The following is a 14113-nucleotide window of genomic DNA, read 5'->3' on the forward strand; positions in this document are numbered from 1 at the left end:
CATGACTGCCGCAGCCGAAGCGCCGGCTGCCGTCGGCAGCGTGGTGCATCTGGAAGGCGTGGGCCTGAGCTACGGCAAGAGCCGGGCGCTCGAGTCCATCACGCTCGATCTGCCGGCCGGCTGCATGGTCGGGATGATCGGCCCCGACGGCGTCGGCAAATCGAGCCTGCTCGCGCTGATCGCCGGCGCCCGCGCGATCCAGGAAGGGCGTATCCACGTGCTCGGCGGCGACATGGCGAGCGCGCGCCACCGCCGCAACGTGTGCCCCGACATCGCCTACATGCCGCAGGGTCTCGGCAAGAATCTGTATCCGACACTGTCGGTGTTCGAGAACATCGACTTCTTCGGTCGCCTGTTCGGACACGACAAGGCGGAGCGGAGCAGGCGGATCGCCGGCCTGCTCCGCGACACCGGGCTCACGCCCTTTGCCGACCGGCCGGCGGCAAAACTCTCCGGCGGCATGAAGCAGAAGGTCGGCCTGTGCTGCGCGCTGATCCACGGTCCCGAGCTCTTGATCCTGGACGAGCCGACCACCGGTGTCGATCCGCTGTCGCGGCGCCAGTTCTGGGAATTGATCGCCTCGATCCGGAGCAGCCGGCCCGGCATGAGCGTCATCGTCTCGACCGCCTACATTGAAGAAGCTGCGCAATTCGATGTCCTGATCGCGATGAATGCCGGCCGCGTGCTGGCGACCGGAACGCCCGCCGAACTCAAGCGGCAGACCGGCGCCGACACGCTCGATGACGCCTTCATCCGTCTGTTGCCCGACGCGGAACGCAGCAACCACACCAACATCGTCATCCCGCCGCGGAGCGAAGACCATGAGGAGATCGCGATCGAAGCCGACCACCTGACCCGGCGGTTCAACGGTTTCGTTGCCGTCGACGACGTCAGCTTCCGCATCAGGAAGGGCGAGATCTTCGGCTTTCTCGGCTCGAACGGCTGCGGCAAGACTACGACCATGAAGATGCTGACCGGCCTCTTGCCGGTGAGCGAGGGCACCGCGCGGCTGTTCGGCAAGACCATCGATGCCGGCGACATGTCGGTGCGGCGGCGCATCGGCTACATGTCGCAGGGCTTCTCACTCTACTCGGAGCTCACGGTCGCACAGAATCTCGATCTGCATGCGCGCCTGTTCGAGCTGCCGGCGGACACCATCGCCGCGCGCATCGACGAGATGATCGCCCGGTTCGATCTTGCTGATGTCGTCGATGCCCTGCCCGATGCCTTGCCGCTTGGGCTCCGGCAGCGGCTGTCGCTGGCGGTCGCCATGATCCATGCGCCTGACATCCTCATCCTCGACGAGCCGACCTCCGGCGTCGATCCGGTCGCGCGTGACCGCTTCTGGCAGATTCTGGCCGAGCTCTCGCGCAAGGACAACGTCACCATCTTCGTCTCGACCCATTTCATGAACGAGGCCGAGCGCTGCGACCGGGTCTCGCTGATGCATGCCGGCAAGGTGCTGACGTCGGACACGCCCGCCGCGATTGTAGCCGCACGCGGCGCCGCCACGCTGGAGCAGGCCTTCATCGCCTGTCTGGAAGAGGCGATCATGGGCACCGGGGACTCAGCCGGGCCGCCTGCGGTCGCATCGCCGGCGCCCGCGGCGACGACCGCAGCGCTGCCGCGCAAGCGCAGCGCGGCATTCAATCCGACCCGCATGCTCGCCTATTCCCGGCGCGAGACGCTCGAGCTGCGGCGCGATCCGATCCGCGCCACGCTCGCAATCCTCGGCAGCGTGCTGCTGCTGTTCGTGCTCGGCTACGGCATCAGCATGGATGTCGAGAACCTGACCTTCGCCGTGCTCGACCGCGACGACAGCGCGATCAGCCGCGACTACAGCCTTCAGATCGCGGGCTCGCGCTATTTCACCGAGAAGGCCCCGATCACCGACTACGCCGATCTCGACCGCCGCATGCGCGCCGGCGAGATCGGCCTCGCCATCGAGCTGCCGCCGGGCTTCGGCCGCGACGTCAGCCGCGGCCGCCATGTCGAGATCGGCGCCTGGGTCGACGGCGCCAATCCGACGCGGGCCGAGACGCTGCGCTCCTACGCGCAGGCGATCCACGCAAGCTGGCTCGCGCAGAAAGGCCGCGAGCTCTATGGCGAGGCGGCGATCGCCGGCGCCTACCAGCTGCAATTGCGCTACCGCTACAATCCTGATGTCATCAGCGTCGTCGCCATGGCGCCGGGCATCATCCCGCTGCTGCTGATCATGATTCCGGCCGTGCTCGCCGCGCTGGCGGTGGTGCGCGAGAAGGAGCTCGGATCGATCGTCAATTTCTACGTCACGCCGGTGACGCGGCTGGAGTTCCTGCTCGGCACACAACTGCCCTATGTCGTGCTGGCATTCGGAAACTTCCTCCTCCTCGTCGGCTTTGCCCTCGCGGTCTTCCGCGTACCTTTCACCGGCAGCTTTCCGACCTACGCGCTGGCCGCGCTGCTCTACGTCACGGCCACGACCGGCATGGGGCTGGTGATCTCGGCCTTCATGAACAGCCAGATCGCGGCCCTGTTCGGCACCGTTCTGATCACGCTGATACCGGCCATCCAGTATTCCGGGCTGATCGATCCGGTTTCGTCGCTGCAGGGACTTGGGGCCCTGATCGGGGCGGATCTTTCCCACCACCTATTTCGTCACGATCTCGCGCGGCACCTTCTCCAAGGGCCTGGCGCTCGACACCCTCCACAACGATCTCCTGGCGCTCGCCATCATGGTCCCCGTCCTGGTGATCGCCGGCGCGATGCTGCTGAAGAAACAGGCCCGCTGACCATGCGCTTCGACAACGTGCTTCAGCTCGGCATCAAGGAATTACGCAGCCTGGTGCGCGACCCCATGCTGCTCGTGCTGATCGTCTATTCGTTCACGCTGGCGGTTTACGCCGGCGCCAAAGCCCTGCCGGAAACCCTGAACCGCGCCGCGATCGCCATCGTCGACGAAGACCATTCGCCGGTCTCGACCCGGATCGGGATGGCGTTCACCGCACCCTATTTCTCGACGCCGCGTCTGATCTCGCAATACGAGATGGACCGCAGGATGGATGCCGGCCTCGACACCTTCGCACTCGATATCCCGCCGGACTTTCAGCGCGATGTGCTGGCGCGCAAATCGCCGGCGATCCAGCTCAACGTCGATGCGACACGCATCTCGCAGGCGTTCAACGGCGGCGGCTATGTTGAGCAGATCGTCAGTGCGGAAATCGCCGAGTTCCTGGCGCGCACGCGCAATGCCCAGACCGCGCCGATCGAGCTGGCGCTGCGAGCAAGGTTCAATCCGGAGCTGAAGAAGTCGTGGTTTGGCGCCATCGATCACGTCATCACCTCAATCACCATGCTCTCGATCATCCTGACCGGGGCGGCGCTGATCCGCGAGCGCGAGCACGGCACGATCGAGCACCTCCTGGTGATGCCGGTCACGCCCTTGGAGATCATGGTGAGCAAGGTCTGGTCGATGGGAGCAGTGGTGCTGATCGCCTCTGCGCTGTCGATCGCCTTCGTCGTCAAGGGATGGCTGGCGGTCACGATCGACGGCTCGCTGGCGCTGTTCCTGGTCGGCGCGGCACTGCAGCTGTTCGCCACCACCAGCATGGGGATCTTCCTCGCCACCGTCGCCGGATCGATGCCGCAGTTCGGGCTGCTGCTGATCATGATCCTGCTGCCGCTGCAAACCCTGTCGGGCAGCATGACGCCGCGGGAGAGCATGCCGCAATTCGTCCAGGACATCATGCTGGCGGCGCCCAACACGCATTTCGTGATGCTCGCGCAGGCGATCCTGTTCCGCGGCGCGGGCCTGGAGGCGGTGTGGCCGCAGCTTGCCGCGCTCGCCGTGATCGGCAGCGTCTTCTTCGTGATCGCGCTGCGCCGGTTTCGCGCCTTCCTGGCGTGACGCGCGAGGGCTTCGCTTCAAAAAGAGCGAAAACAACCCCATGCACAGTAGAGAGGCCTTTGTTTTAGCTACGAAATTTATTTGACGCGTCGGGCAGGATGACTCCAGCGGCGGCGATATTGCCAGCCTGACCGGAAGCGGGCTCAGCTGGGCCGGTCGTCCCGGGCGAGCATCCCGGTCAGCATCGCTTCGGCCTTGTGCTGGAGCGGCAGCGCGCCGCTTTCGGAGGCGAGCGCGATGGCGGCGCGTAGAGCGACGAGGATGGCGGCCTTGTTCGCCGCATCCGATGGCGGGGTCACGACGGCTTCGCCGAACAGGGCCTCGGCCTCGAGGCCCGAAAACCCCTCCTGGCGGGCGGTGTTGCGCGCCTCGCGCAGCATGTTCTGCGCGGCCCTGACGTCGCCGAGGCGGTGCGTGGCGAGCGCCAGATAGATCGAGCTGCGCAGCACCGCCGAGGTATAACCGACCGCCCTCGCCTCCTCGCGCGCCTCAGTCAGCATGCCGCGCGCCCGGTCGAACAGCCCCTGCTCCAGATAGGCGATGCCGAGATGACAGGCGAGCACCGGCACGAACAGCCGGATGCCGTGCTTCTGCGCCAGCACGAAACCGTCTTCGAGGATGGCAGCGGCCGCCGCCGGATCGCCGCGGCCGAGCTTCAGCCAGCCGCCGCTATAGGCGGCGGCGACGCGGTCGTAGGGACGGCCGGTCTCCTCCGCGATCGCGGCGGCCTCGCGCTGGAGCTGTTCGGCGGCATCGAGCTCGCCCATGACGGTGTGGGTGAAGCTCTTCATCATGCAGCAGAGGAGGAGCGTGTATTTCGGCGGCGTGCCGAAGGGCGCACTTGCCTCCGGCCCCATGAGGTTGGCGCGGCCTCGCGCCAACGTCTGCTCCGCTTCCCGGTATCGACCGGCAAGAAAATAGGCCTGCCCGAGATTGTATTGTGCAAGGTTGCGCCAACCCGGATTGCCTGATGTTTCGGCGAGGCCAACGACCTCTTCGCCGAGAGTGACTGCTTCAGTTGGCGTCCCGTAGAAATTCTGTCCACCCGCCATGACGGTCATGGCGGCAATCTTTCTTCCGATGTCGTCAATTTCGTTAGCCCGGCGTTCGGCCTCCTTTCCGAGTTCGATCCACTCGGCAACCCGGCCGGACCAGATGAACGCCATTCGCGCCTCCATGCGGAGGTCAATTGCATCTGTCTCCCGCGAATGAGTCATCGGCAATTTGTCCAATGAACTCATCGCAATCCCGAAATAGTCGACCGCATCAGCATACGCCGAGCGCACCAGACATTTCTGCGCGGCCTGCCTTCCGTACCCGAACGCCTTCAACCAATCCTTCGCTCGCATTGCGTGATAGCAAAGGGTGTCAGGACCATCGCTCCATGCCTCGTCGCCCTCGAAGGCCGCAAGAATCCGCGCATGTATATTTTCACGCACCTTTTCGACCATCGACTCGTAGGTCACTTGGCGGACCATCTCATGCCGGAACTCGATCGAATCCTCTAGTTCGCTATCGATCCTGACAAGGAGCTCCGCTCGGTCGAGCGCCCCGAGGCAGCCCTGGAAGACCTCCCGGGGCAGCGCCGCAACGTTCCGCAACATTGTCACTCGCGAGCGCGGTCCCAGCGCCGCCGCGATCTGGAGAACCGAACGCTCCTGCCTTGAGACACGATCGAGCCGCGCCGCAATCACTCCTTGGATGCTGGTAGGGATGCCGAGCTCATCAATGGGGCGAACGAGTGCAAGGTCGCCCCACTGACCGCGAAGCGTGCCACTATCTTTCAGTCCACGGCAGACTTCCTCCAGAAACAGGGGAATGTTGGCCGTGTGAGAGATGATCCTGTTCTTCAAATCGCTGTTCGTCGCCGACGGTCCGAGCATATCGGCCAACATGGCCAATCCCGAATCGTCATCCAGCGGGCGCATGGCAATCACTTCCGCATGGCATCGCGCAATCCACTCAGGCATCCCATTCGGCCTGCTCGTGAGAAAAACCAGCAGGTTGGGGCTTTGTAGCGACGCGATTGCAGCAATAACCCTGTCGCTGGCTCGGTCGATCCAGTGCAGGTCTTCGATGAGAAGAACCGTGCGCTGTTGAAGGGCCAGGTTCTGAACGATGGCGCAGCTTGCATCGGATATGGCACGGGCGCGTGCGTAAGGCTCCAGCTCACTCCAGCGAGGATCCGCCACCGGAGTATCCAATATGGAGTCGATCGCGAGCTGATGAATCGCCGACAACTCGTTTCGGATGTCCACTGGACGATCCGAATCTCTGGCGGCAAGCTCGAAGATCGAGAGCATCGTGCGCTTCAGTGCGCTAAACGGCGCGCCCTGAAGGTTCGGGCTGCACTCGGCATCGACCAGCCGCCAGCCATCGGCCCTGAGCTCCTGAGCGAACTCATGTGCGAGCCGCGATTTTCCGATACCGGCATCGCCGATCAGAAGGACGGTCTGCCGGCCAACACTGGACCTCGCCGCGGCACGCCCCAGCAAGGCCCGCTCGGTGGTGCGGTCGACAAAGCGCGAAACACTCCGGGCCCGTCGCACCCGCCAACTCGAAAGATCGCTCGCCCCCACGACTCGGTAGACCGGCATCGGCTCGTTGAAACCACGCAGCTCCTTGCGACCGAGGGATTCGAAACGGACATGTCCATCCGCGAGCTTCTGGCAGGCCTCCGACACATAGATCTGATTGGCCTCGGCCGCCCCCTCCAGCCGCGCGGCGAGATGCTGAGCGGCCCCTCCTATCTCGTAAACCTTGGAAAACTCGCTCGCGACCATATAGGCGACGACGTGCCCCGAATGGAGGCCGACCCGAACCTGAAGTCCGGGATCACCTAGAATCCCAACGCGCCGGACGAGTTCTATGGCAGCATGACAGGCCAGCGGAGCGTGGTTGTCGTCTGCGATCGGGGCACCAAAGACGGCGGCGAGACCGTCCCCCAACTCCTTGCTGACGATTCCGCCAAACTGACGTACTGCGCCCCTCATTGCCGCCAGCGCTGGCTCCAGGCGCGAGACGGCCTCCTCTGGGTCAAGTTCGGCAACGAGCCCTGTGGAATCGATGACATCCGCCCGGAGAATTGTGACAAACCGCCGTTCGCTATCGGGATCGGCGCGCCGATGTACCGCCGCCCCGCATTTGGAGCACCGGCTATCGTCCGAATTCATCGCCGACTGACACGCGGAGCAATGCATTCCTGCGCCTTCAAAGGCCGCGGCGGCGCTGTCGATCAGCAGCCGCGAACGACTTGTCGTAAGAATACCTACCAAGAACCGCTTAGCAATCGGACTCGCTTGCCGCCATGAGCGGGGCACGGTGCGTTTGGCGATCTGGACGAAGCACAGGCCTGAGTGATAGCGTAAATAAATCCCACCAAAGATGGGGCAGATTCCGGCGGAGCTGGGTTGGTGAAGCTGACCAGTTCGCGGAGCTGTATGTATTTTCGCAAAGCCAAAACCTATTGAGGAAAAAGCGATGGGCTCAAGAACTTACACCGGAGCTTCATTTAAAGATTTGATGAACGACAATTATTTTCCGCAGGAAAACATGCAGAGGAGCGTGGACATGCTCAAGGCATCCCCTGACATCCATCTGCCGACTCTGGAATACGGCCAGTACCACCTGATCTTGACGCCGGCAGACAAATGGCCGGAGGGGAGCGCGGCGTACTGGCACAAGGAGAAGGGGCGGGCGCGCGTCGACCTCAGCACCCAGCCGAATTGCACCCCGCTGTCCAACGACGAGCCCGGCGTCATCCCGCTGACGCGGTGCGCACTACTGGATGCCTGCGTCCGCAAGTGCTTCAACTCCGAGCCGCCAATCCCGATGAAGACGAATATCATCACTCATGCGGCCAGCGATGCCTATGCCTACCGGCACGAAATCCGCCTGGAGTGGGAGTACGACAACGGCAAAGATCAGGCGCCGACCCTGCTCCACCTGACGATGGTCTGCCCTCACAGGCCCTGATCTTCGGCCGCCTTGCTCGGTCAAGAGGAACCACTGCAATCGCCTCTCGCACGCCCCCGGGGGATGCGGGAGGCGTTTGTTTTCGGGCCCTCTCCGATAAAGACCGGCTGTCGGCTTCGCGTCAGTCGAGAGCTGTCGCCGCAACCGCACCGTGTCGGCCCCGTCCCACCTGCCGTCACGGGCCTGTCGCACGAAGGTGATCCGTTCCTCTTCAGTGCGCGCGCGAGTCGCCTCCGAAGAGCGCGGCCGTCGCGCGCAGTTGACAGGAGCGGCCGATGCCCGTTGGACTGCTGGAGGTCGAAGGCACCATCGATGTCGGCCAGTTCTGGCCGGCGGGCCGGTCGGACGCCGACACGACCAAGGTGGTGGTGACGATCGCGCCCGACGCGATCCGCTTCCGCAAGAACGACACTGCACCTTTCCATCCGACCCACGTCTTCGAGGGCGCCAAGGTCAAGGGCCGCACGTCGACGGCGCCGATCAAGAATGGCAAGCTCACCGTTCGCCTCCAGGGCATCGACGCGCCGGAGCTGCACTATATGCCGTCGCCGCTGTCGGCCGCCGAGAAGAAGGGACTGACGGATGCCAGGAAGCAGGCCTATCACGAGGTCACGCATTCCTACCGGCAATTCCTCGGCGCGACCGCGAGCAAGGCGCTGCACGATTTCCTCGGCAGCAGCGACAAAGCTGCGCTTGCCTGCCGGGTGTTCACCCATGTCGATGCGCCGAACGAGGTGTTTGACACCTATGGCCGGCTGGTCGGCGACATCGAGGTGACGGTCGCGGGCGAAAAGGTCGACATCAACCACTGGCTGGTCGCGCAGGGCTTCGCCTATCCGACGTTCTACTCCTCGATGAACGAGGACGAGATCAGGGCGTTCCTCGGGCTGGCCAAGACCGCGCGCACCAAGAAGCTGCCGGTCTGGAAGCATCTCGCCAAGACGATTGGCCCCTTCGACTTCGACCTGCGCGAGCCCAAGGCGGGCGAGACCGCCGTGCTCGCGACCGACAAGGGCCCGGTGATCCCGCCCAAGCTCTACCGTCGCTTCACCAACTGGTCGGCGCGCAAGAGAGCCAAGGTGACGAGCCGGAATTTCCAGACGTTCTTGGGCGAAGGCTCCGGCGGCAAGCCCGATACCTGCTACGAGACCGGCGACTTCCTGCAAAACGGCGTGCACTCCGCAACGCCACGCAATTTTGCAGAGTTCGTCGAAGGCGGAAAGACAATCAAGTTTCAGCCGGAGGGGCTGGTGTTCGGGGAGGCGCCGTCGACGCTGGTGGGGCTGGATGGGAAGGTGATCAAGGCGTTTTGAGGGGGCGCGAACAGAAATGATTCGCGCAAAGCCGTCTCGCGTTACAGGCCACTTGCGGCGCGTAGCGACATCCCCGAGAGAGAACCGTGCGACTTCTGCCGCGTTGTGTGAGCTGGTTCGGCGGTCCTGGATTTGATCACTTAGGACATTCCTCGCGGCAAGAGCCAAATTGAGTGCACTGTAATTCCCTTAAGCGCCACTTGAAATGTTCGTAGTTGTGTGATTGCCTCACGCTCGCAATACGAGCTAGATGGCCTGTGGCCGCACTACTCAGCTTCGTTGTTGTTGTTGTCAGTACGATTGGCAAGCAAGGACATTAGTTTCGCTGCTTGGCCCGCCATCATTAAGTAGCCTTTTGAAATTGGCTCAATCGGGCTCTTGCTAATGTAGAACTAAGATCGCGGCGGATCTGCAGCGCGTCGGCTGCATTCGCTGTGTATTGGGAAATCGCATGTATCGGCGGAAGAACATGCAAAAATTCGTGGCAATATGGGCTGCCATAGCGGCCATGGCATTCACTTGTAGCGGAGCACCTGCCGACACTGACTCTCGGATTCACACAGAGGTCAAACAAGCGGAACGCGCCGGCGCTTTTGATCGCGCAATTGAACTTCTATCGACGGCAATCAGTAACGGTTCAATCTCTAATGCAGAACGTCGCAATATCCTTAAACAAAGGGCGTACCTATATGAGCGTATCGGCCAGACCGATCGCGCCGTCGTAGATTGGTCAAGTGCCATCGCCATCGAACCGGTCGATCCCGCTCTATACGCTTCTCGCGGTTTTTTCTATTTGCGCCTGCATCGTTATGACAACGCGATAGCGAATTTTTCGAAAGGGGAGACGCTCGACCCAAAGTCTCCAATTTTTGCGTATGGCCTCGGTGAGATGGAGTCTGATCGCGGAAACTACGAGGAGGCGATAAAATCCTACACCAAGGCATTATCGCTCGCTCCCGACCACGCCACCGCCCTTCTTGGGCGCGGTGAAGCTTATCTAGCCAAGAAGAGCTATCGTAATGCTCAACTGGATTTCGAACATGTGCTCAGGTCTGGTCACGTCCTGCTTCCGGGTACGCGAGGCCGAGTTTACCTTGGCTTGGGCTTTGCAAAGATGAGGGCGGGCGAATTTGCGAAAGCTATATCGGACCTGGATCAGGGGCTCGAGGTTCTTCCCAATGATCTGAGCGGGTTACGTGCTCGCGCATTTGCGCTTCAGAAACTCGGTGATCGGAAGCGTTCGTTGGAGGACTACGAGCGCATATTGACTCTGCAACCAGACGATAGCTGGGCGGCGGAGCAAGTCGGCAAGCTGAAGGTGCGCTGAGAATCGATGATGGCGGCATCATCCGAGCAGCAGCCTGCTGCACGTCCCAGAGACAGGCGCGCGGATCACGCTGCATAGATCAGCTCTCTCGACCGCTCGATCGTTGCGCGCACGTAGGGGTTTTTGACGGCCGAAGCTTCCACGAGATCGACAGGCCGTCCGAGCAGCCGTTGCAACGCTTCGGAGAAGCCAAGAAATTGGTCGAACGCCGAGAGGTCCCGGTCCTCGCCGAACGCGACAAGGAAATCGGCATCGCTTATTGCAGGATTGAAATCGACGCCGCGTGCGGCCGAACCGAACACTTCGAGCCGCATCACGCCGTACCGCTGACACAGCGCCGCCAGTGCCTGCCGGTGCCTGCCGGTGCTTTTCGATCTCCGCGTGCATGCCAATCCCGTCGGCGCTATGAGAATACACAATACAAATCATCGCACCAAAGCTTCGATGGGAATCGGCAAGCGCAGGATGGCGCCTGTTAGAAGGCGTGGCGCGGCCCCCCCAAAAAGCAAGAAAGCCGCCCCAAAGGGCGGCCTTCTAAAACCTCGTCAAATCAGAGGCATATTTGGTTGCGGGGATAGGATTTGAACCTATGACCTTCAGGTTATGAGCCTGACGAGCTACCGGGCTGCTCCACCCCGCGTTAAACACTTGCTTTGCCTTCGCCAAAATGCCGGGGACGGTGGATTGAGGCCCGCGCTGTTCGCGAGGCTCGCTTCGCTCGTCCCAAAGGCTTCCTTGGAAGGCAACCCCGGGCCAAAGCCCGTCGGGTGCGGGGCGTATGTATCAAGGCGAGGTGCCTTTGGAAAGGGCTGCGGGAACGTTTTTTTCGACTTTATGACAGGCAGATGGACCGGATTCCGGTCGATTTGCCGCATACTTGCCAGAAGTTCCGCAAAGGGCCAGCTTGCGGCAACAAACAGAGGCGAAACGCCTCTTGGGAAGGACCGCCATTGACGACGCCTTGGACCATCCCTTGGATCATTCCTTGGATCGCCCCCTGACGAGCGCCGCGCTGCGGGTTCTGGAAGATCGCTTCCTCGCCATGCGCGCCCGGTCGCGGGACGAGCCGGCGCCCGACCTTGCCCAGCGGCTCGACCGTCTGGCGCGGCTGCGCAGCGCAACCGGCTGATGCCGCAGCCGCTCGGCGTGGTCGGCATCATCGCGCCTTGGAATTATCCACTCCAGCTCACGCTTGCGCCCGCGATCGGCGCGATCGCCGCCGGCAACCGCGTCATCATCAAGCCGAGCGAGCTGGTCCCGCGCTTCGCGGCGCTGCTCCAGGAGACGGTCGCACGGCGATTCGATGCGGCGGAGGTGCTGGTCACCGGCGTCGAGGACGAGATCGCCAAGGGTTTTGCGAGCCTGCCGTTCGATCATCTCGTGTTCACCGGCACGACGCGGGTCGGCCGGCTGGTCGCGGAGGCCGCGGGGCGCAATCTGACGCCTGTCACGCTCGAGCTCGGCGGCAAGTCGCCTGCGATCATCGACGCATCCGCCGATCTCGAGGAGGCGGCCGAGCGCATCGCCTACGCCAAGCTGCTCAATGCCGGGCAGACCTGCATCTCGGCACTCGCGACCCGGCGGAGGCGATCGCTTTCGTCAACGCCCGCGACCGGCCGCTCGCGCTGTACTGGTTCGGCAAGGACCGCAGCGCGCGCGACGAGGCGCTGGCGCGCACCATCTCCGGCGGCGTCAGCATCAACGACTGCCTGTTTCACTTCACGCAAATCAACCAGCCGATGGGCGGCGTCGGCGCATCCGGCACCGGCGTCTATCACGGCGAATGGGGCTTTCGCACCTTCAGCAAGCTGAAGCCGGTGTTCTATCGCTCCAGGTTCAACCGCCTGGCCGATCTCTATCCGCCCTATGGCGGCAAGATCGCGCGGCTGGAGAAGTTGATGCGGTTGATGTCGTAGCTATCCGTCATTGCGAGCGCAGCGAAGCAATCCAGACTGTCACCACGGAGGAATCCTGGATTGCTTCGCTGCGCTCGCAATGACGATGTGGATGGGGCAGTGCGTATGCTAGCCGTCTCGACTCGCGGAGGCTCCCCCTCACCCGGAATTTGCTCTCGCAAATTCCGGCCTCGCCCCGCACGCGGGGAGAGGCGAAGAGGAGCTCAATTCAGCAAAAACCCGCCGTCCACCGTCACCACGCTCCCCGTCATGTATCGCGACGCCTTGGAGGCCAGCAACAGGATCGCGCCGTCGAGATCGGACTCGGCGCCAACGCGGCGCTGCGGAATCCGTTTGGCGAGGCGCTCGCCTGCGGGCGTCGACCAGAACGCATGGTTCATCTCGGTGTCGATATAGCCGGGCGCAAGCGCGTTGATGCGGATGTTCTGCCCGGCGAGCTCCAGCGCCATCGCCTTGGTCGCCTGGATGATGCCGGCCTTGGAGATCGCGTAAGGCGAGACCGCCTTCAAGACGCCGGTGCCGAGCACGGAGGCGATGTTGACGATGTTGCCTTCCTGCTTGCGCGCAATCATGCGCCGCGCGACTTCCGTCGCAAGGAAATAAGCACCCTTGAGGTTGGCGCCGATCACCGCGTCCCAGTCCGCCTCGGTCTGCTCGGTCGCGAGCTTCTCGATGGCGATGCCGGCATTGTTGATCAGCACGGTGACGGGGCCGAGCGCGGCTTCGACGGCATCGACAGCCGCGGCGATCGAGGCCGTGTCGGTGACATCGAGCGCGACCGCAGCCGCGCGGCCGCCCCTGCCGCGGATCTCCTCCTCGAGGCTTTTCAGCTTCTCGGTCTGCCGCGCGGCGAGCGCCACGGATGCGCCATGCGCCGCCAGCACCCGGGCGAATTGCCGGCCCAGCCCCTGGCTCGCGCCCGTGACGAGGATGGTTTCTTTACTGACGTCGAATAGGTCAGACATTGGCGATAACCCCTTCGCTTTTGGAGCCATCAATACAGACGATTTTAACGATCTGAAACCGGAATGATCGGCCCGGCGTTCATTCGTTCCATCGAGGCAGGGTTGTACTCATGAACAGTTTCGATCTCGCCGTTTATGCCGCGCTCGCCGTCGCGGTGGGCCTGGGTTTCAGGACCGGCCTGCTGCGCAGCGCCATGACCATCCTCGCCTATCTGCTCGCCGCGCCGATCGCGGTGGCGCTGATGCCGCTGATCGCGCCGCAGCTCGCCGGCAACCCGAACTCGCCGCTGCTTCAGAACTGGATCTGGTTCTTCGGCATCTTCGTGGTGGTCGGCATGCTGTTCGGCCATATCGGCCGCATTGCGCTGAACGACACCATCGGCGAGGCCGGCATCGGCGACCGGTTCGGTGGCGCTGCGCTCGGCGCCGTCAGGGTCGGCCTCGTCGCCACCACGTTGGTCTTGGTGTTCGACCAGATCGTGCCGGCGAGCCGCCAGCCGCCTTTCCTCGCCGGCTCGCATTTGCGGCCGTTATTCTCCACGGTCGGGCAGATGGGCTTCAAGTCGCTGCCGCCGGAAGCGGCCTCGGCGATCGACCGCCTCAAGCAGGAGCGGCGGATCTAGTCCGCATTTGCATCGTCGCAGCGCGCGCCATGCATTTTGGTACGAGCCCCTCCCTTATCAGCCGCGTCACAGTTGGCTAGAGTGCGGCCCGTCCAAAACCTGCCTGAC

At 63.2% G+C, this 14113-nt stretch carries 8 protein-coding genes, 1 tRNA gene and 1 pseudogene; 6 read left to right on the forward strand and 4 right to left on the reverse strand.

All coding sequences use genetic code 11. From position 1 onward, the window contains the following. Position 1: 1 nt before the first annotated feature. Positions 2-3886, forward strand: a complete 3885-nt coding sequence (gene rbbA, locus ACVIIV_RS03690) for a ribosome-associated ATPase/putative transporter RbbA (protein ID WP_456742961.1) — start codon at positions 2-4, stop codon at positions 3884-3886. Positions 3887-4029: 143 nt separating this feature from the next. On the opposite strand, the gene ACVIIV_RS03695 is transcribed toward rbbA, so the two are convergent. Beyond that, the gene (locus ACVIIV_RS03695) at positions 4030-7086 is read right to left on the reverse strand and encodes an ATP-binding protein (protein ID WP_456748659.1); all 3057 of its coding nucleotides are present in this window, start codon (positions 7084-7086) and stop codon (positions 4030-4032) included. 280 nt (positions 7087-7366) lie between these two features. Between ACVIIV_RS03695 and ACVIIV_RS03700 the strand changes: the two genes are divergently transcribed. From ACVIIV_RS03700 to ACVIIV_RS03710, 3 genes are all read left to right on the forward strand, one after another. After that, positions 7367-7861 carry a hypothetical protein gene (locus tag ACVIIV_RS03700; RefSeq protein WP_456742962.1) on the forward strand — a complete coding sequence of 165 codons (495 nt, stop codon included), beginning with the start codon at positions 7367-7369 and terminating at the stop codon, positions 7859-7861. A gap of 275 nt (positions 7862-8136) precedes the next feature. Continuing rightward, positions 8137-9174, forward strand: coding sequence for a thermonuclease family protein (locus ACVIIV_RS03705; protein WP_456742963.1), 1038 nt, complete (start codon positions 8137-8139; stop codon positions 9172-9174). A gap of 469 nt (positions 9175-9643) precedes the next feature. Then, positions 9644-10501 carry a tetratricopeptide repeat protein gene (locus tag ACVIIV_RS03710; protein WP_456742964.1) on the forward strand — a complete coding sequence of 286 codons (858 nt, stop codon included), beginning with the start codon at positions 9644-9646 and terminating at the stop codon, positions 10499-10501. A gap of 65 nt (positions 10502-10566) precedes the next feature. On the opposite strand, the gene ACVIIV_RS03715 is transcribed toward ACVIIV_RS03710, so the two are convergent. Then, complete coding sequence (locus ACVIIV_RS03715) at positions 10567-10920, reverse strand: nucleotidyltransferase family protein (RefSeq protein ID WP_456742965.1); 354 nt, start codon at positions 10918-10920, stop codon at positions 10567-10569. A gap of 144 nt (positions 10921-11064) precedes the next feature. Next, a tRNA-Met gene (locus ACVIIV_RS03720) sits at positions 11065-11141 on the reverse strand. A gap of 309 nt (positions 11142-11450) precedes the next feature. On the opposite strand from ACVIIV_RS03720, the pseudogene ACVIIV_RS03725 reads away from it, so the two are divergent. Further along, positions 11451-12417 (forward strand): annotated as a pseudogene (locus tag ACVIIV_RS03725) (aldehyde dehydrogenase family protein). 203 nt (positions 12418-12620) lie between these two features. Here ACVIIV_RS03725 and ACVIIV_RS03730 read toward each other — a convergent pair. Beyond that, positions 12621-13382 carry an SDR family oxidoreductase gene (locus ACVIIV_RS03730; protein ID WP_456742966.1) on the reverse strand — a complete coding sequence of 254 codons (762 nt, stop codon included), beginning with the start codon at positions 13380-13382 and terminating at the stop codon, positions 12621-12623. 110 nt (positions 13383-13492) lie between these two features. Here ACVIIV_RS03730 and ACVIIV_RS03735 point away from each other — a divergent pair, with 110 nt between their 5' ends. Next, on the forward strand, positions 13493-14005 hold the full coding sequence (locus ACVIIV_RS03735) for a CvpA family protein (protein WP_456742967.1): 513 nt from the start codon (positions 13493-13495) through the stop codon (positions 14003-14005). The last annotated feature ends 108 nt before the right edge of the window (positions 14006-14113 follow it).

Source organism: Bradyrhizobium sp. USDA 4354 (genome assembly GCF_054060315.1).

Bases quoted from the DNA above. Each gene is read 5' to 3' on its own strand.
- ACVIIV_RS03710 (WP_456742964.1), top strand. From the start codon at position 9,644: ATGCAAAAATTCGTGGCAATATGGGCTGCCATAGCGGCCATGGCATTC.
- ACVIIV_RS03700 (WP_456742962.1), top strand. From the start codon at position 7,367: ATGGGCTCAAGAACTTACACCGGAGCTTCATTTAAAGATTTGATGAAC.
- ACVIIV_RS03735 (WP_456742967.1), top strand. From the start codon at position 13,493: ATGAACAGTTTCGATCTCGCCGTTTATGCCGCGCTCGCCGTCGCGGTG.
- rbbA (WP_456742961.1), top strand. From the start codon at position 2: ATGACTGCCGCAGCCGAAGCGCCGGCTGCCGTCGGCAGCGTGGTGCAT.
- ACVIIV_RS03705 (WP_456742963.1), top strand. From the start codon at position 8,137: ATGCCCGTTGGACTGCTGGAGGTCGAAGGCACCATCGATGTCGGCCAG.
- ACVIIV_RS03695 (WP_456748659.1), bottom strand. From the start codon at position 7,086: ATGCATTGCTCCGCGTGTCAGTCGGCGATGAATTCGGACGATAGCCGG.
- ACVIIV_RS03730 (WP_456742966.1), bottom strand. From the start codon at position 13,382: ATGTCTGACCTATTCGACGTCAGTAAAGAAACCATCCTCGTCACGGGC.